Annotated in this window: 19 protein-coding genes and 1 tRNA gene; 12 read left to right on the top strand and 8 right to left on the bottom strand. The window is 61.4% G+C overall.

Annotation, left to right across the window (positions count from 1 at the left end):
- Nucleotides 1–196: 196 nt before the first annotated feature.
- Both gap and tkt read right to left on the bottom strand, forming a co-directional pair.
- A complete protein-coding gene (gene gap / locus NKI70_RS04560; protein ID WP_023678507.1) occupies nucleotides 197–1,207 on the bottom strand; it encodes a type I glyceraldehyde-3-phosphate dehydrogenase in 1,011 nt (336 codons plus the stop codon).
- Nucleotides 1,208–1,365: 158 nt separating this feature from the next.
- On the bottom strand, nucleotides 1,366–3,357 hold the full coding sequence (gene tkt, locus NKI70_RS04555) for a transketolase (RefSeq protein ID WP_352724337.1): 1,992 nt from the start codon (nucleotides 3,355–3,357) through the stop codon (nucleotides 1,366–1,368).
- A 260-nt stretch (nucleotides 3,358–3,617) separates the two neighbouring features.
- Between tkt and NKI70_RS04550 the strand changes: the two genes are divergently transcribed.
- The 4 genes from NKI70_RS04550 to NKI70_RS04535 all read left to right on the top strand — a co-directional run bounded on the left by NKI70_RS04550 (nucleotide 3,618) and on the right by NKI70_RS04535 (nucleotide 6,117).
- Entirely contained in the window at nucleotides 3,618–3,890 is a 273-nt protein-coding gene (locus NKI70_RS04550; protein ID WP_023678509.1) for a DUF4164 domain-containing protein, read from the top strand.
- A 4-nt stretch (nucleotides 3,891–3,894) separates the two neighbouring features.
- A complete protein-coding gene (locus NKI70_RS04545) occupies nucleotides 3,895–4,260 on the top strand; it encodes a cell division protein ZapA (RefSeq protein ID WP_023678510.1) in 366 nt (121 codons plus the stop codon).
- 174 nt (nucleotides 4,261–4,434) lie between these two features.
- A complete protein-coding gene (locus NKI70_RS04540) occupies nucleotides 4,435–5,094 on the top strand; it encodes a peroxiredoxin (RefSeq protein ID WP_023678511.1) in 660 nt (219 codons plus the stop codon).
- Between the two features lie 150 nt (nucleotides 5,095–5,244).
- Nucleotides 5,245–6,117, top strand: a complete 873-nt coding sequence (locus tag NKI70_RS04535; protein WP_352724336.1) for an MBL fold metallo-hydrolase — start codon at nucleotides 5,245–5,247, stop codon at nucleotides 6,115–6,117.
- A 182-nt stretch (nucleotides 6,118–6,299) separates the two neighbouring features.
- Here the strand turns inward: NKI70_RS04535 and NKI70_RS04530 are convergent, their stop codons facing one another.
- The 3 genes from NKI70_RS04530 to NKI70_RS04520 form a co-directional block, all read right to left on the bottom strand.
- Nucleotides 6,300–6,809, bottom strand: a complete 510-nt coding sequence (locus tag NKI70_RS04530) for a hypothetical protein (protein ID WP_352634143.1) — start codon at nucleotides 6,807–6,809, stop codon at nucleotides 6,300–6,302.
- 446 nt (nucleotides 6,810–7,255) lie between these two features.
- Entirely contained in the window at nucleotides 7,256–8,167 is a 912-nt protein-coding gene (rpoH, locus tag NKI70_RS04525) for an RNA polymerase sigma factor RpoH (protein WP_023678514.1), read from the bottom strand.
- 187 nt (nucleotides 8,168–8,354) lie between these two features.
- Complete coding sequence (locus tag NKI70_RS04520) at nucleotides 8,355–9,395, bottom strand: RluA family pseudouridine synthase (protein ID WP_352634141.1); 1,041 nt, start codon at nucleotides 9,393–9,395, stop codon at nucleotides 8,355–8,357.
- Nucleotides 9,396–9,421: 26 nt separating this feature from the next.
- Here NKI70_RS04520 and NKI70_RS04515 point away from each other — a divergent pair, with 26 nt between their 5' ends.
- The 3 genes from NKI70_RS04515 to NKI70_RS04505 all read left to right on the top strand — a co-directional run bounded on the left by NKI70_RS04515 (nucleotide 9,422) and on the right by NKI70_RS04505 (nucleotide 10,374).
- Entirely contained in the window at nucleotides 9,422–9,805 is a 384-nt protein-coding gene (locus tag NKI70_RS04515; RefSeq protein ID WP_352634139.1) for a fimbrial protein, read from the top strand.
- Entirely contained in the window at nucleotides 9,802–10,209 is a 408-nt protein-coding gene (locus NKI70_RS04510) for a VOC family protein (protein WP_352696823.1), read from the top strand. The genes NKI70_RS04515 and NKI70_RS04510 overlap by 4 nt, the downstream gene beginning before the upstream one ends.
- 90 nt (nucleotides 10,210–10,299) lie before the next feature.
- Nucleotides 10,300–10,374 (top strand) — tRNA-Glu (locus NKI70_RS04505).
- 512 nt (nucleotides 10,375–10,886) lie between these two features.
- Here the strand turns inward: NKI70_RS04505 and NKI70_RS04500 are convergent.
- On the bottom strand, nucleotides 10,887–11,954 hold the full coding sequence (locus NKI70_RS04500) for an adenylate/guanylate cyclase domain-containing protein (RefSeq protein WP_031212146.1): 1,068 nt from the start codon (nucleotides 11,952–11,954) through the stop codon (nucleotides 10,887–10,889).
- Nucleotides 11,955–12,070: 116 nt separating this feature from the next.
- On the opposite strand from NKI70_RS04500, the gene NKI70_RS04495 reads away from it, so the two are divergent.
- The 4 genes from NKI70_RS04495 to tolA all read left to right on the top strand — a co-directional run bounded on the left by NKI70_RS04495 (nucleotide 12,071) and on the right by tolA (nucleotide 15,166).
- Nucleotides 12,071–12,511 (top strand): SRPBCC family protein, encoded by a 441-nt coding sequence (locus NKI70_RS04495; protein ID WP_023678521.1) that lies wholly within the window; start codon nucleotides 12,071–12,073, stop codon nucleotides 12,509–12,511.
- A gap of 418 nt (nucleotides 12,512–12,929) precedes the next feature.
- Nucleotides 12,930–13,511 carry a VOC family protein gene (locus NKI70_RS04490; protein WP_352619700.1) on the top strand — a complete coding sequence of 194 codons (582 nt, stop codon included), beginning with the start codon at nucleotides 12,930–12,932 and terminating at the stop codon, nucleotides 13,509–13,511.
- A 27-nt stretch (nucleotides 13,512–13,538) separates the two neighbouring features.
- The gene (locus NKI70_RS04485) at nucleotides 13,539–14,402 is read left to right on the top strand and encodes a glutathione S-transferase family protein (protein WP_352451135.1); all 864 of its coding nucleotides are present in this window, start codon (nucleotides 13,539–13,541) and stop codon (nucleotides 14,400–14,402) included.
- Between the two features lie 380 nt (nucleotides 14,403–14,782).
- Nucleotides 14,783–15,166, top strand: coding sequence for a cell envelope integrity protein TolA (gene tolA / locus NKI70_RS04480; RefSeq protein ID WP_352641851.1), 384 nt, complete (start codon nucleotides 14,783–14,785; stop codon nucleotides 15,164–15,166).
- Nucleotides 15,167–15,200: 34 nt separating this feature from the next.
- Here tolA and NKI70_RS04475 read toward each other — a convergent pair whose 3' ends face one another.
- Nucleotides 15,201–15,416, bottom strand: coding sequence for a hypothetical protein (locus tag NKI70_RS04475; RefSeq protein ID WP_023678527.1), 216 nt, complete (start codon nucleotides 15,414–15,416; stop codon nucleotides 15,201–15,203).
- Between the two features lie 334 nt (nucleotides 15,417–15,750).
- Between NKI70_RS04475 and NKI70_RS04470 the strand changes: the two genes are divergently transcribed.
- The gene (locus NKI70_RS04470; RefSeq protein WP_352696821.1) at nucleotides 15,751–16,722 is read left to right on the top strand and encodes a DUF2865 domain-containing protein; all 972 of its coding nucleotides are present in this window, start codon (nucleotides 15,751–15,753) and stop codon (nucleotides 16,720–16,722) included.
- 83 nt (nucleotides 16,723–16,805) lie between these two features.
- Here the strand turns inward: NKI70_RS04470 and NKI70_RS04465 are convergent, their stop codons facing one another.
- Nucleotides 16,806–17,159: a hypothetical protein gene (locus tag NKI70_RS04465; RefSeq protein WP_352457960.1), complete on the bottom strand. Its 354-nt coding sequence runs from the start codon at nucleotides 17,157–17,159 to the stop codon at nucleotides 16,806–16,808.
- Nucleotides 17,160–17,375 lie beyond the last annotated feature (216 nt).

Genomic DNA, 17,375 nt, shown 5'->3' with positions numbered 1-17,375 from the left:
TATGCTCCGGCATCACGGGAGAGTGGGGCGAAGACATGGCCGCTGCAAGGCAGCAGCGTGGCTTTTTGCCCCACGCTGCCGATCGTCGAAAGTTTTGGCACCCCCGAGCAGCGGAGCGTGCCTCGGCGGTTCGTGCTGCAATGAAAAACGCCCGGACTGAGCCGGGCGTCTCCAGGTCGAGAAGCTGGCTCTGCGATCAGGCGATGGTCTTGCCGAAGGCGACGGCGGTATCGCCCATGCGGTTGGAAAAGCCCCACTCATTGTCGTACCACGACAGCACCGAAACGAAGTTGCCGTCCATGACCTTGGTCTGGTCGAGCGCCACGATCGAGGAATGCGGATCATGGTTGAAGTCGATCGAAACATTGGGGTGACGGGTAACGGCGAGGATGCCCTTCAGCTTGCCGTTCGAGGCGGCGATCACCGCGTCATTGATCTCCTGGACGGTGGTCGGCCGCTTGGCGATGAACTTGAAATCGACGAGCGAGACGTTCGGGGTCGGCACGCGGATGGAGATGCCGTCGAGCTTGCCCTTGAGTTCGGGCAGTACCAGGCCGATGGCCTTGGCAGCACCGGTCGAGGTCGGAATCTGCGACAGCGCGGCGGCGCGGGCGCGGTAGAGGTCCTTGTGCATGGTGTCCAGCGTCGGCTGGTCGCCGGTGTAGGAATGGATCGTCGTCATCATGCCCTTTTCGATGCCGACCGCCTCATTCAGCACGGCCGCCAGCGGCGCCAGGCAGTTGGTGGTGCAGGAGGCGTTCGAGATGACGATGTGGTCCTTGGTCAGCTTGTCGTGATTGATGCCATAGACGACGGTGAGATCGGCGCCCTCTGCCGGAGCGGAGACGAGAACGCGCTTGGCACCGGCGGTCAGATGGGCGACGGCCTTGTCGCGGGCGGTGAAGATGCCGGTGCATTCGAGCGCGATGTCGATGCCAAGCTCCTTCCAGGGCAGTTGCGTCGGATCCTTGATCGCGGTGACCTTGAATTTTTCCTTGCCGACGATGATCTGGTCGCCGTCAACCGTCACCTCATGCGGAAAGCGGCCATGCACGCTGTCGAAGCGCAGCAGATGGGCGTTGGTCTCGACCGGGCCGAGATCGTTGACCGCGACGACGTCGATATCCTTGCGGCCGGATTCATGGATGGCGCGCAGGATGTTGCGGCCGATGCGGCCGAATCCGTTGATGGCAACTCTGACGGTCATTGTTCTCTCCCTGGGAGTTGGAGGCCGAAGATCAAGTCCGCAGCTTCATAACGGCGGACGGGCAAAGAATCCAGCCGCCGAGGCGTGGATTTAAATCGATTAGTGCTCCACCGCCCGGCAAAACCGCTATGCCAGCCTTTGCCGGGCGGGGCTCACTTTCATTTGCCATGCAGACGGGCTTCCGCCGCCTTCACCGTTGCCTCGGCTGTGATGCCGAAATGCGGGTAGAGCTGTTCGATGGTGCCGGAGGCGCCGAAGCCGGTCATGCCGACAAAGATGCCGTCGGTGCCGATGAAGTGATCCCAGCCCTGACGGATGCCGGCTTCGATGGCAATCTTGAGCGGCGCATTGCCGATCGTCCTGCTGCGATAGTCGGCGCTCTGCTTGTCGAACAATTCGAAGCACGGCACCGAGACGACGCGGGTCGCGTGGCCGTGCTTTTCCAAGGCCTCGCGGGCGGCCAGCGCGATCTCGACCTCGGAGCCCGAAGCGAAGATCGTCACCGCCGCCTCGCCACTGGCGGCGGCAAGTTCATAGGCGCCGCGGCTGGAGAGGTTTTCCGCAACGAAGTCGTTGCGTACCGTCGGCAGGTTCTGCCGGGTCAGCGCCAATGTCGAAGGCGTCTTTTCCGACTCAATGGCCAACTGCCAGCATTCCGCGGTTTCCACCGCGTCGGCCGGGCGGAAGACATTGTGGTTCGGAATGGCGCGAAGTGCTGCCAGATGCTCGACCGGCTGATGGGTCGGGCCGTCTTCGCCAAGGCCGATGGAATCATGGGTCATGACGAAGATCGAGCGGATGCCCATCAGCGAAGCAAGCCGCATCGCCGGACGGGCATAATCGGAAAAGCACATGAAAGTGCCGCCATAGGCGATAATGCCGCCATGCAATGTCAGCCCGTTGAGCGCGGCCGCCATGCCGTGCTCGCGAACGCCGTAATGAACGTAGCGCTGGCCGTAATCGTCGGCGGTGATGTTCTTGGTCTGGCTGGTCTTGGTGTTGTTGGAGCCGGTCAAATCGGCCGAGCCGCCGATGGTTTCGGGCACGGCGCCGTTTATGACCTCCAGCGCCATTTCCGACGACTTACGGGTGGCGACCTTCGGCTTGTCGGCGGCGAGCTTTTTCTTGTAATCGCCAATGACGGCGTCGAAGTTGGCCGGCAGCGTGCCACTGATGCGGCGTTCGAACTCTGCGCGCAATTGGGCATCAGCCTTGGCAAGGTGGCTCTCCCAGTCGGTGCGCGCCTTGACGCTGGTCCGCCCGGCGGTACGCCATGCGTCGAGGCTGTCGGCCGGGACCTCGAAGGGCGGCGAATCCCAGCCGAAGAATTTTCTGGCGCCGGCGATTTCCTCGGCGCCGAGCGGCGAGCCGTGCGCCTTGTTGGTGCCGGCCTTGGTCGGCGCGCCGAAGCCGATCGTCGTCTTGCAGGCAATCATCGTCGGCTTGTCGGAGTGGCGGGCCGCTTCGATGGCATAGGCGATCGCTTCCGGGTCCTGGCCGTCGATATGGCTGGCATTCCAGCCGGACGCCTGGAAGCGGGCGACCTGGTCGGTGTTGTCGGCCAGCGACACCGGGCCATCGATCGAGATGTTGTTGTTGTCCCAGAAGACGATCAGCTTGTTCAGCTTCAGATGTCCGGCAAGCGCGATGGCTTCCTGGGATACGCCTTCCATCAGGCAGCCGTCGCCGGCCAGCACATAGGTGTAGTGGTCGACGAGATCATTGCCGAAAGCGGCATTCATGATGCGCTCGCCGAGTGCGAAGCCGACCGAATTGGCAAGACCCTGGCCGAGTGGGCCTGTCGTCGTCTCGATGCCGGCGGCATGGCCGTATTCCGGGTGGCCCGCGGTCCTCGACCCCAATTGGCGGAACTGCTTGATCTGGTCGATGGTGATGTCTTCGTAGCCGGTCAGATAGAGCAGCGAGTAAAGCAGCATCGAGCCGTGGCCGGCCGACAGGATAAAGCGATCGCGGTCCGGCCAATGCGGGTTCTTCGGATCGTATTTGAGAAAGCGGGTGAACAGCACCGTGGCGATGTCGGCGCAGCCCATGGGCAATCCGGGATGGCCGGAGTTTGCCTTCTCCACAGCGTCCATGGCGAGAAAACGGATCGCATTGGCCATCCGGTCATGTTGTTCGCGCGAAGTCATGCTTCCTCCAAAATGGGGGTTTGGGCCTTGGGAAAGCCCTTGAAAAGGGTGCGCGACACATAGCAGGCGCGGCCTTTTAGTCAACAAATCGGTGTGCTTTTGCCGGTCTTGTGATGGCCATGCGCGACTTACATTAGCGTTAGCAGGGGACAGTCGCGACAGCTTTATTGACGTGCGGTTCACACGACGCGTAATGTTTCAGGGATAACGCGTTCTGAACGTGGATGATTCGGTGATGGGCAGGGCGCAGGACGAAAGCCATGACCGGGGAAACGACCCTCAAGGAAGTCATTGCCAGGCTGGGTAAGGCCATCGACGGGCTGGAAAACGCCGTCGCGGCCAAGCTCGAGCATGAGCGGGACTATTCGGAAGCCGAGGCCGAAGTGCAGCGGATGAACGCCGACCGCTCGCGGCTGGCGCAGGAGCTCGACAATTCCGAAGCTCGCGCCGAACGGCTGGAAGATGCCAACAAAGAAGTGTCGCGAAGGCTGGTGACAGCCATGGAAACCATCCGCGCGGTACTGGACAGGTAGGCTAATGGCACAAGTCACGGTTTCCATCGACGGCAAGCAGTATCGGATGGCCTGCGACGAGGGCCAGGAAGAGCATCTGATCGATCTTGCCGAGCGCTTCGACCGCTATGTTTCGCATCTGAAGGATTCTTTTGGCGAGATTGGCGACCAGCGGCTGACCGTGATGGCCGGCATCATGGTCATGGACGAGCTTTCGGAACTGCAAAAGCGGGTCAAGGGCATGGAAAGCGAAGTGCTGACGCTGCGCAAGACGCGCGACGACGCACTGACCAAGGCCGACAAGAACGATTCCGCGCTGACCGGGGCGCTCGGCGCGCTGGCCCAGCGCATGGAAGACCTGGCGACGACGCTGGCAGTGAACAAGGCCTGAGCCAGCGCAGCGAAAATTCCTGCGGCATTTGCCGAGAAGCAATGAAAATATTTCGCCGCCGGGCTTGATGCCGGCGCAACAGGCATTTGAAGGATGACGCCGGAGTGATAGAAAGGCAAAAGCAGCGCCGGTCAACGCCGGCTGCGATCTGCACTCACAGGGTAGGGACACGCCATGAGCCTTCGTATCAACGATATCGCACCGGACTTCACCGCTGAGACCACGCAAGGACCGATCAGCTTCCATGAATGGATCGGCGACGGCTGGGCAGTATTGTTCAGCCATCCGAAGAACTTTACGCCGGTTTGCACGACCGAACTCGGCACAATGGCCGGGCTCGAAGGCGAGTTCAGGAAGCGCAACGTCAAGATCATCGGCATCTCGGTCGATCCCGTCCAAAGCCATGAAAAGTGGCAGAACGACATCAAGACCGCGACCGGTCATTCGGTGAACTACCCGCTGATCGGCGACAAGGATCTCAAGGTCGCCAAGCTTTACGAGATGCTGCCGGCGGGTGCCGGCGAGAGCTCGGAAGGCCGCACGCCCGCCGACAATGCCACGGTGCGTTCGGTTTACGTCATCGGGCCCGACAAGAAGATCAAGCTGGTTCTCACCTATCCGATGACGACCGGCCGCAACTTCGACGAAATCCTGCGCGCCATCGATTCCATGCAGCTGACCGCCAAGCACCAGGTGGCGACGCCGGCGAACTGGAAGCAGGGCGAGGACGTCATCATCACCGCTGCCGTCTCGAATGAGGATGCCATCAAGCGCTTCGGCGCCTATGAGACGATCCTGCCATATCTCAGGAAAACCAAGCAGCCTTCCGCCTGAGCAGGCAGAGGCGGCACAGAGAGTTTTCGGTTTTCCTGGCCGTGTGAGCATGGGGTGCTTGACGATGCCTGGTTGACGGACAACCATGCCTTTAATTTGCCGTGGCAGAGAAAATCCTTCCTGCCGTGGTGAGGGGCGAAGGAGGCTGGATTGGACGCATTATCGGCCAGGTCGCAGGTCACCGGCTTCTATGACAAGCCGAGCGGGTCCGTCCAGTATGTGGTCGCCGACATGGCGACGCGCCGATGCGCCATCATCGATCCGGTGCTCGACTTCGACGAAAGGTCCGGTGCAACGGCAACGAAGAACGCCGACGCCCTGCTCGACTTCGTCAGGGAAAGCGGGCTGGAGGTCGAGTGGATCCTCGACACGCATCCGCATGCCGATCATTTCTCCGCCGCCCATTATCTGAGGGGGAGAACCGGAGCGCCGACGGCGATCGGCGAAAAGGTCATCGACGTCCAGAAATTGTGGAAGGTGATCTACAACTGGCCGGAATTCCCCGCCGACGGTTCGCAATGGGACAGGCTGTTCGCCGACGGCGCAACTTTTTCGGTCGGCGGCCTTCCGGCAAGAGTGCTGTTCTCGCCGGGCCACACACTGGCCTCGATCACTTACGTCATTGGCGACGCCGCCTTCATCCACGACACGCTGTTCATGCCGGACAGCGGCACCGCCAGGACAGACTTTCCCGGCGGCAGTGCCGAGCGGCTCTGGCACTCGATCGAGGACATCCTGGCGCTGCCGGACGAGACACGTCTGTTCGTCGGTCACGACTACCAGCCGGGCGGTCGCGAAGCGCGCTGGGAAAGCACGGTCGCGGAGCAGAAAGCCGGCAACATCCATGTTGCCGGCTGCAAGGCGGAAGCCGACTTCGTCGCGCTCCGCCAGGCCCGCGACAGGACCTTGCCGATGCCGCGGCTGATCCTGCACGCGCTGCAGGTGAACATGAATGGCGGACGCCTGCCGGAACCGGAATCCAACGGGCGGCGCTATCTGAAATTTCCGCTCGATTGCCTGTGAGGAGATGGGTCGCTGGCACTACAATGCCATTCAGACTCGGCGCCGCCCTCATCGTTCTGCGAGGGTCATCCAAGCTATTGATCCTGATTCGATTTTTGCGATGTTTGAATCCGAGAGGTCCATGCGGGAAGACGGTGGCGGCAGCCCGATGAGGAGCAGCGCAGACGCCAGCCAGTCCAGCGTCAGGGTTTTGTTCGGCGGGCTAAATGTTCATACGTGATTTGCCAAGGATCGCTCTCGGAAGATCTTTCCTCGCCGATCCAATGGAAGCTGTTGGCAGTGATCTCGGTGAAACGCCACCGAGTTTGCAGACCGCGCGAGTCATTGCCGAGCTGGACAATGTCCTCACCCTCGGCCCGCCCGATCTGGCGCGAGTGATCCCGGTTGAGCGGGTCGTTCCATATGATATGCCAGCCATCGATCCCAGGGTCGAAGATGCGCAAGGTTGTGCCATACATCGCGGACGGAGCAGGGCGCTTGGGCCTGATCCAAACGTCCTGAATCGCGCGGCCTTCGAGCACCCAGCCAAAATGGCATTCGCCATCCCATTTCTGGATTGTGCCGTCGTCGAGGTAGTGGACCGAGTCCATTTCCCAGCTTCCAATTAGCCATCCATACAGGGCCATGTCTTTCGCTCGATCGGCTGGCGGACCGTCGGATCCGAGAGCGGCCAGAAACGGAGAAATCGTCATCGTCACACTGCCTTTCGTTTTCAATAGACGAGCTCAACTGCCCGGCGCAGCCCCGGCGGCTCGTTGTCGCGCCGCCTGCCGCGAGCGCCGGGTTGTGGAATGCCGCGGTCGGCGCCGCAACATTGCCGCCACAGCTTGCAGTCTTGCGGTTTTCAGGGCTTGGGGAAAATTGCGGTAATGCCGCTATCGATGCGATCGTCTGGAGACGCCATGGCAAGGCTACTGAGCAGTTATGGCGGCGGATCGGACATCCGCGAAGGCGCCGCGGAACCGGCAACCCGCTAATGCATGTCGCGCAAAAGTGTGCAGCGGTTTTGCGATAACGACATGCATAAAAACAAGAATCTAAAGCGCGTCGCACAAGGCCGGCCGAACGCGACGCGCTTTAGAAAAAACGGCGGCGCCAGTTACCTGACGCCGCCGTTATTTGTTTCTACCGGAAGGTCTTACGCCGCCGGCTGCGCCTCGATGGTGCGCAGCGCCTGCGTCTGGCGCTTGGCCGCGGCCTTGACCGCGTCCTGCACCTTCTCGAAGGCGCGCACCTCGATCTGGCGCACGCGCTCGCGGCTGATATCGAACTCGGCCGACAGCTCTTCAAGCGTCAACGGCTCATCGGCGAGGCGGCGCGCCTCGAAGATGCGGCGTTCGCGGTCGTTGAGCACGGCAAGAGCGCCCGACAGCATGCCGCGCCGGTTTTCCAGCTCGTCCTGCTCGATCAGCATCTCTTCCTGGCTTTCGTGGTCGTCGACCAGCCAGTCCTGCCATTCGCCGGACTCGCCTTCACTGGCCCGGATGGGCGCATTGAGCGAGGCGTCGCCCGACAGACGGCGGTTCATCGACACGACTTCCGCTTCCGAGACGTTCAGCCGGGTGGCAATCTCGGTGATCTGGTCGGGCTTCAAATCGCCTTCGTCGAGCGCCTGGATCTTGCCCTTCACCTTGCGCAGGTTGAAGAACAGGCGCTTCTGGTTGGCGGTGGTGCCCATCTTGACCAGGCTCCACGAGCGCAGGATGTATTCCTGGATAGAGGCCTTGATCCACCACATCGCATAGGTGGCGAGACGGAAACCGCGCTCCGGTTCGAATTTCTTGACGGCCTGCATCAGGCCGACATTGCCTTCCGAGATCACCTCACCGATCGGCAGGCCATAGCCGCGATAGCCCATGGCGATCTTGGCGACGAGCCGAAGGTGGCTGGTGACGAGCTTGTGCGCAGCCGTGGTGTCCTCATGCTCGGCATAGCGCTTGGCGAGCATGTACTCTTCCTGCGGCTGAAGCATCGGAAAGCGGCGGATTTCTTCCAGGTAGCGGCTGAGACCGCCTTCGCCGGAAACGATACTGGGTAATGACTGGGCCATGATAGCGCCCCCTCTCTATTGGAGTGATGCCCCCGAAACGCGGCGGGCATGTGGCGCGAATGCCAAAGGCACATTCGCGCCAACCGACATATATAGGAACAAAACCAGAAAGACAGGCATTTGTTCAACACGAAACAGTGTGTCACGTTGAAGTGAACAGCGCCGGTCAGGTTTTCAGGTGGTTGGTTCAGAGCTTGCGGAAGCCGTCGACGAGTTCCTCCATGTCCCACGGTATCGGTGCTTCGAACCTCATCGTTAGATGGGTATCCGGATGCCGAAATGCAAGGAGGCGGGCGTGCAAAGCTTGTCGCGGAAACGCTTTTACCTTGCTTCTTAGCGGCTCGGGCAACCGATTGGCCTTGGTGCGGAAAGCCTGGCCGTATTCGGGGTCGCCAATCACCGGATGGCCGATATGGGCCATGTGGACGCGTATCTGGTGAGTGCGACCGGTTTCCAGCCGGCATTCGACCAGGCTCGCCGTGGCGAATTCCTGCTGCTGCTCGCCAAAGCGCTCGACAACGGTGAAATGCGTGACGGCGTGGCGGGCATCGTCGCGGCCTTGCGGCACCACGGCGCGGCGTACCCGGTCGGCGGCGCGGCCGAGCGGCGCGTCGACCGTCCCGGTCGGCCTTGCCGGTATGCCCCAGACCAACGCCAGATACGCGCGCTCGAGATCGCCGGTCAGGCCGTGGTCGGCAAAGGCCTCCGACAACGCCTTGTGGGCGCGATCGGTCTTGGCGACGACCATGACGCCACTGGTCTCCTTGTCGAGGCGGTGGACGATGCCCGGCCGTCTCACCCCGCCGATGCCCGACAGGCTATCACCGCAATGATGGATCAGCGCGTTGACCAGCGTGCCGGTCCAGTTGCCGGCGCCGGGATGCACGACCAGCCCGGCCGGCTTGTTGATGACGATCAGCTCGCTGTCCTCGTAGAGGACGTCCAGCGCAATATCTTCGCCTTGCGGCTCCGCCGGTTCCGGCTCCGGCATGTCGACCGACACGCTGTCACCTTGTGCCATCTTGCGCTTCGTTTCGTCGACCTGCCTGCCGCCGATCCTGACGGCGCCCTGCTTTATCAGCATCTGTACCCGGCTGCGCGACATGTCGGGGCCGAGCCTGGCCGCCAGCCATTGGTCGAGCCGCTGGCCGGCCGCATCAGCGCCCGCCTCCAGGACGATCGGTCCGGCCCCTATTAATTGTCTGACCTCTTCGTTATGAGCGCTCATCGAAAACAGTTCCGGAATCTGCTGCCATGGCCCGGCCGCTTGCCGACGAAGACGAGGAAAAGCCGCTCGACCCCGAGGTCGAAAAGGTGCGGAGGAAGCTCGTCCGCTTCGTCGCCATCAATCTCGGCCTGCTGTTCCTCGCCCTTATGGTGGTGATCGCAGCACTTGTCTACAAAGCGCGCAACGCGCCGCCTACCGCCCCTCCGCTAAGCAGCGACATCCAGGTGCCGATCGGCGAAACGGTCAACGGCGACATCGTGCTGCCGGTCGGCGCCAGGGTGATCAGCCAATCGCTCTCCGGCAATCACCTGTCGATCGACGCCGAGCTGCCCGACGGCAGCCGCGCCATCTTCGTTTATGACATCACCGAGCGCCGCATCGTCGGGCGTTTTTCGATCAGGAACAAATGACCGGTTTTGCCGAACACCGCAGCATTGCCACGGTCGCGCTTGTCGTCGCAAATTATGACGAGGCGATCTCGTGGTATGTCGACCAACTGGGTTTTGTCCTCACCGAAGATGTCGATCTCGGCGGCGGCAAACGCTGGGTCACGATCACGCCGCGCAAAGGGCAGGGCGCGCGGCTGCTTCTCGCCGAAGCATCCGGCGATGCGCAAAGGCACGCCGTCGGCAACCAGACCGGCGGGCGGGTCTTTTTGTTCCTCGAAACCGACGATTTTGCCCGTGACCATGCGTTGATGCTCGAAAAGGGCGTCGAATTCCGCGAGGCGCCCCGGCACGAGACCTATGGCACTGTGGCGGTTTTCGCCGATCTCTATGGAAATCTCTGGGACCTGATCGAGCCAAAACGCTAGGCTTGCAGCGGATATTTCACCGGCGCGATCGGCAGCCGTAAGCCTAGTTGCTTTTTCCCAGCCGTCAGCCTATATCGCCGGTTCTTGAACGCGCCCATCGTCTAGCGGTCAGGACACCGCCCTCTCACGGCGGGAACAGGGGTTCGATTCCCCTTGGGCGTACCAAGTCTCTCCAAGCTCTCGGCAAACCATCAATCCGATCCATCGCCTTGAGTCGCGGCGGGTTTGGCTCATTGCCGCTTCTGGCGCAGCGGAGCCGATTGCATTAGCATTGCATCGTGGGTCTTGAGGCACAGCGTTAGCGGCGCGCAGAACGTCGCGCTGAACAGGGCAGTCGATGCCACGCGGGGAGGAGCCAGATACAGAAACTACAATCGCAAGGCGTCCATCACGCTGGTCGGCACTGCCTGGAGCCGACCTGAGCTACAGCTGCCGGCGGCGGATCGTTTTGGCGAGCTCGGCGAAGGCGCCTCTCCCTCGAAGGGTGGATGCCGGGAAGGCCCTTAGCACCGGCCAGCGAAGCTGCGCGCGACGCGCATGGCTGGGCTCTAAACGCGCCATACTTTAGTTGCAGTATCGTAGCTTCTTTGCCGTTCGAATTTCTCTCGGTCATGGCTTCGCACGATACCAAGATATGCTGCGAACGACACATCCACGGCGGGGCTCAACCATTCGATCTATTCCGGCAAGCCGAAAAGTGTTTGCGCGCCTGCTATTCCTCCGAGCGGATGACTGCCCATGGCGATCATCCGCTCGGTAGTTTCTGCCTCGAACACTGTCGACGCGAGCACCGTCCGTCCCAACGGCTTGCACAGCCCTTCGATGCGGCTGACAAGATTTACAGCCTTGCCGATCGCGGTGAAGTCCAACCTGCCGGCAGTGCCGATATTCCCCCAGAGTATCTCGCCGACATGCAGGCCAATGCCATATCCGAGCTCAGGGCCGCCATTGCGGCGCCGAGTTTGGTTGAGATGATCTATCCCGGCGCGCGTGGCCTTCACGGCGCGTACCGCAGCGTCACATGCGGCATTTGCATCGCGCTCGCCAATCGGGAAAATCGCGAGGACGCCATCACCTATAAACTTGAGAACCTCACCACCAAATGCGTGCACCGCGCCGGCGACGCAATCGAACCAGGCATCAAGTACCAATACGATCTCGTCTGCATCATGAACCTCGGATAGATCGGTGAAACCTCGAAGGTCCGCGCACAGAAGCGCAGCCCGTATCGTCTCTCCCTTTAATCGACGAGAATGACCGTTGAGCACATGTGCTGCACTGCGCTTTCCCAAATATGCTTCGAGCAATGCGCGTTTCGCGGACCGTTCTGCGAGTGCGGTCATCGGAGCCGCAGCAAACCGGGAGATTTGCCGCAGCAGCTCTGACTGCGCCTCATCCGGAGTATGATCGAACGCCCACACCAAAGTCGGTGCGACACCGCCCGCTCGCTCGTCGAACACGATCGCCCGCGTCGTGCCAAGCCACTCCCGCAGCACGAGCCGGGGATCGGCATTCTGGCGGTCGGCGCCTATCCCCAAACCCTCGACCACTTCACCCCCAGACGCTCGCCAGAGCCAGATACGGCGTGAAATGATTGGGTCGGGAGCATCCTGCGCCAGCGCGCCGGCGATGATCGGCAAGCCGTCTTCCAGCAAATGCGTTGAGAGCTGCAATAGAAGTCGCCCACCGTCGCCAATATGCGCGGCGTCGTCCAGAAGGAATGAAAGCGACTTTGCGAGAAGCATCGGTAGAAGGTCACTCGGCTCCGGCTTATGCTTACGCCTCGAACATCTTCTTGCAACTCCCCATATTCGCTTCAATCATGCACGGCATTCGATGCGGATGTGACCTGGAGTGAGCGATGGCGGAATCGGTTTACACAGAAATTGAGGTCGCCGCGCCACAAGCGACCGTGTTCGCGCTTTTGACGGATCCGGACCAGATCGTGCGATGGATCGGGACCGAAGCGAATTTGGATGCATCGCCGGGCGGTCTGTTCCTCGTCAATGTCGGTGGTCGCCATATGGCGCGCGGTGAGTTCACCGAGGTGATCCCGGTCCACCGTCTTGCCTACAGTTTTGGCTGGGAAGACAACGAGACAGTGCCGCCCGGCTCCAGCCATGTCGAGATCGACCTGATCGCGAGGGATGCGGGGACACTGATCCGCTTCACGCACAGCGGACTGCCGAACGCAAAGGAGCGTGACAGCCACCGAAGGGGATGGGAGCACTACCTCTCAAGGCTGAAGATCACTGCCGATGGGGGACATGTCGATCCCGATGTGCCGATGAAGAATATGTGATTTTCATCTAAGGGCCACGGATGCCCGTAATCCGAACCAGGCGCGGCATGCGTCAACGAGGCCCCTTTGACCTGCCGTCGCCAAACCGGCCGCTCGGGAAACCCAGCGACCTGCGGGCCGCCGCACCATTACAGCTGCCGGCGACGGATCGTTTCAGCGAGCTCGGCGAAGGCGTCCGCGATCCCGGTGCCGCTCTTGGCGCCTGCGTGGAGTTCTTGAAACTCAGCGCTTCTGGCGCAACGTCTCGGATTGAATTAGCATCCGTTCATCAAAGCTCCGGCCGCACTCCTGCAGGATGCGGAATGCGGAGCGCAGGCGAGCGAGGCCGGGGGCGGTCACATGCCGGGCGCCGATCCAAGCGCGACTGGGCATCCGAACTTCCGTTCGGCGGCAAGACGGCGTGGCCGGGAGGAGTCAGATGCAAAAACTACAATCGCAAGGCGTCCATCACATCACGCTGGTCGGCGCCGGACGTCAGACCTCGATCGATTTCTGGGAGGGCGTGCTCGGCATGCCTTTCATCTTCGAGCAGCCCAACCTCGACAAGCCAAGCGAAAGCCATCTCTATTTCGATCCGGGCGACGGCCGGCTGATCACCGTCTTCACCGACGAGAGCCGCACGCCGGTCAAGCGGCGCACGCCGACCGATACGGGCTGCGTCCATCACATCGCTTTCGCGGTGTCGCGCGTCACCTTCTTGCAGGCGGTCGCCCGGCTCAACGAGCGTGAAATCAAGCACAGCGGCGTCAAGGATCGCGGTTTCATGGATTCGATCTACTTCGAGGATCCGCTCGGCCTGCTAATCGAGCTCGCCTCCTACCGTTTCGAGCCGCCGGCGGGCTTCACCCATGCCGACGTGCTGATGCAGGCGCACAAGATCCGCGTCGCGCGCGGCGATTACAACATCGCCGAAGTGCACCTTGCCGATGCGATCCAGGCGCTTGTCGAGCACTTGCGCGCAACCTTGTCGGAGGATCGCGCACCGAAAAATCCATACTGACGACACGCCAAACAAAGGGAGGACATAATGGCAAAGACAGCAACGAAGAGTGCGAAAAAGCCCGCCGCCAAGGCAGCCAAACCAGGAGCGAAGCCGGCGGCCAAAGCCGCCGCCAAGTCAGCGGCGAAAGTGGCAAAGCCGGCGACGAAGGTCTCCGGCAAAAAGCCCGCGAAGGCCAAGGCGAAGCCTGCGAAAAAGCCGGCGCTCACGCTCAGCATGCTGAAGCCCAGCGTCAACAATATGAGCGTTCGGGTGTTTGCACGCGCCGCCGGGCTCGATCATTCCGAAACCGACGTTTGGGGCCTCACGCGCTCGCCCGAATATATGGCGCGAAACCCGGCCCATCTTACGCCGATGATCGAGGACAAGGGCCTGCCGAGAGGTGTCTTGTGGGAAAGCTGCGCCATCATGCAGTATCTCGCCAACAAGCACGGGCTGGAGAAATTATATCCCAAGGCGCCGGCCAAGCGGGCAATGATCGACAGCGCCATGTTCTACCTGATCGGCACGCTCTACCCCTATGTGGCGCGCGCCACATATCCTGTACTGAATTTCCCGCAATATGCCGGCGAGGTCGGCCACAGCGACGCTCATCCCGACAAGAAGTCGGAAGCCCAGAAGGCCGCTATAGAAGCGATAGCCGAGCCGCTGGAGGTGTTTCACAGCTTCTTCAGGAACGGCAAGCCGTTCATCGGCGGCAAGAACCCGTCGATCGCCGACATCCGTTTGGCGGCGACGCTCGAGTTCCTCGCCGTCATCGACTACGCGCTGCCCCAATGGGCAAAAGACTATATGGCGGCGATCGAGAAGAAGCTCGGCAAGGCCTATGCCGACCCGGCCGCCGACGTGCGCGGCTATATCGCCTATGTGCGGTCGCAGGCCAACGCCTGAGGCACAAGCCAATAGCGGTCGTCCGCACGTCTGCAGGAGCCGGTAATGAACTGGGGATTTTCTTAATCTCCCCTGTTTGCACGATGTGGGGAGCTTAAGGTTTCGTTAACCTAAACCCTTTCTACTGAATCCACCTCCAGCCCGCGACCACGGATGTACTGGCGCGGATGGAAAGCAAAGGTCGGCTGCGCGCCGGCCTTTTGCTTATTTCAGCCCCTGTCGAAGTTGCGCCAGACGGCGTTTCACGACGCCTGCATGGCTGATGAAACGCGTCGCCGCCATCTTGTCATCGCCGCTGTCGGCCCTACCATCGAAGTTCGTCCCGTCCTCGAGGGCGGTTCAAGGACAGAGGCCCTGCCATGAAAAGCATTGCTGGAATGATGGTGATTGCAGGCGCCATGCTGGTGGGCGCAACCGGTCAATCGAATGCAGCGACGCTCAACACCATGCCCGAGGTCGGGGCTGCCATCCAGGCGTGCTGGACCCCTCCGGCGAATGCCGGGAATTCCACCGTCACCCTGAGCTTCAGCTTCAGGCGCGATGGCACGCTGATCGGCCGGCCCAAGCCGACCGCCATCCGCGTCGCCGGCGAGGAGAAGACGCGCCAAGCTTTTGTCGACGCGGCGGTCGCGGCCGTGGACCATTGCCTGCCGTTGAGCTTTTCACCGGCGCTGGCTCAAGGCATCCCGGGCAAGGTGTTCACTCTGCAATTCAACTCGCCCAAACAAGAACAGGTTGCACCGCGAGTGAAGGCTTCGCCTTGATCTTTTCCAAAAACCGGATTCCACTTTTCGGGATCTAGTGGCGCCTTCGTCTCGCCTCGACATGTCGCGCCAGTTCCGGCATCTCGAAGACATAGTCGCTCCAGGCCGATTCCGGTATCTGGCCGGCGAGATAGCACTCCAGCAAAAGCCTCTGCTCGTGGTCGAGTGGCCTCGGTGCGCGTTCATGGTCCAACCCAAGTGAATGGAACAGATTCCTGGTGAGGTCCGCGACAGTGAAGTGGATCGACATTTGCGGTCTCCTCCTTTGGCCGCTCAACGCCGATCCCAGGGCTAAGGTTTCAGCAACGGCCGGCCGGTAACGCCAGATTGATCGCGATGCCGAACCCGCCGCGCGCATCAAACTTCGCCGTGGCGGGCGTCCGCCGGCGTTGCTGCCGGTTCGTCTCAATCTTGAAATAAAAATGTAATATTGAATTTACACGAGTGGATCTAATACACTAGAGCTAAAAGTCTCTGGTGGCGGTTTGATCTACTTCAATTAGGAAAAACTGATTTACCTAGTACTTATCCATAGTCGACAAAGAAATCCTGTTCTCGGTGCAACAAGGATAATGGTCGTTCCAATGACACGCTTCTGGCCCCTCACGATTCTGATGCTGGTGTCGGCAATAGCCGTTGCGCTCGGCACATCCTTCTCCTACGCGGATAGCTGCGGTGCCATCAGGAGCCAATTGCTTTCGGCGGGGCGCAGCGGCGGGACCAGCCCCGAGCTTGCCCAACTGCGCCGGCAACTCGCCGCGATTCAAAAGCTTGAGAGACAACGCAGATGCACGGCGAAAACGGCCGGCTTCTTCTTCAATCCCTGCGCCGACCTGGTCAGCAGCAAGGCGGAGGTGCAACGGCAGATCGCCAGACTGTCGAATTCGAGCAGGGACACGTCCGGATTGAAGGCCAGGTTTGTCGCGCTGGGCTGCGCCGCCCCCGCTGCCAAGAAACAGCCGGCGCAGCAACGCACGGCACCCAAGGCCCAGTCCGCAGGCACAACAATTGGCGGCAATCGGATGCTGTTTTGCGTTCGCTTGTCGGACGGATATTTCTTCCCCGCGCCAAAATCGCAGTTCGCCAAGAGCGACGATCTGAAGGAAACGGTCGATCAGTGTCGCTACATCTGCGACGATGCCGGCGTCGACCTCTATACGCTGAGCGACGCCACTCGCGAGACCGAGGAGATGGTCGCGCTCGAGTCGGGAAAACCCTATGTGGAGCTACCTGCCGCGTTCCGGTACCGCGACGACTCGAACTTCAAGGCCTGCGACGTCAAGCGCTATTACCGGCGCGTCGCCGAGCTCAGGGCACGAACCGTGACACCGGCCAACATGACCAACGCCATCATACCGTTGCCGACGTCAAAGCCGGATTTTGGCATCGTCGCGGAAATTCCTGAATCCGGGATCGAAACCGCCGGTGCCGCTCCGGCAGAGGCAAAAACGCAGGCTGCCGAAGTGCAAGGGGCTGCCCAGCATCAGTCGATCGAAAGAGCGATCGGCGCGCGGCCGGTGAGAGTGGTCGGGCCGGCCTTCTTCCCGGCGGACTGACCAAGGCGGGCGATGTTCCGAGACGGCTGGCCGGATAGCCGCTTCAAGGCCTGGAGCCGTGCGCATCGACCGACGTCGGCTGGTTATTCGCAGACCATGCGGGCCCGTTTGCCGGGCTCGCTGACATTCTTGCAAGTTAGCGGCTTCGTCGGCTCCGGCGACAGCATGGGCGGGTTGTTCGTGACCCTCCTCCGAGGCGCTGCAACGGAAGCCGCGCTCCTGCGCACCGCCGGCCTTTTCGGCGTTTGCGGCGCCACTGGAAAGACGTCGGTCTCCAGTTGCGACTGTTCGGCTTGCGCCTGCGGCGAAGGCCTGTCCCAGAAACGGCGAACATCGAGCGGCTTGGGAATGATGACGGTGCCGTCATAGCTGCGCGCGCAGCCGCTTCCCAGAGGCAGCGCCAGGCACAGGAAGACAGGCAGAATCCGTCGAGACATCAGCAATACCCCTGCAAGCTTATAACGCTGCTTCGGCCTAACCGACAACCGGCGGAATAGGGCGAAGGGAGTAGATACCGTGAAGTAGAGTCGTCGCACTTCCAGTCGAAGGCGGTGCTCGAAGATCGAGCGCCGGGTCGGGCGCGGATGGAGGTCCAGCGCGAGTTAGAACCTTGCGATTCGTCAACGCTTCCAGCGTAAGGCCATGGTGCGATC

Origin of the sequence: Mesorhizobium sp. M0500 (genome assembly GCF_040321165.1) — a bacterium.
GTDB lineage: Bacteria > Pseudomonadota > Alphaproteobacteria > Rhizobiales > Rhizobiaceae > Mesorhizobium.
The sequence above is the reverse complement of the archived record's forward strand: the minus strand, read 5'-3'. Positions and strand labels throughout refer to the sequence as shown.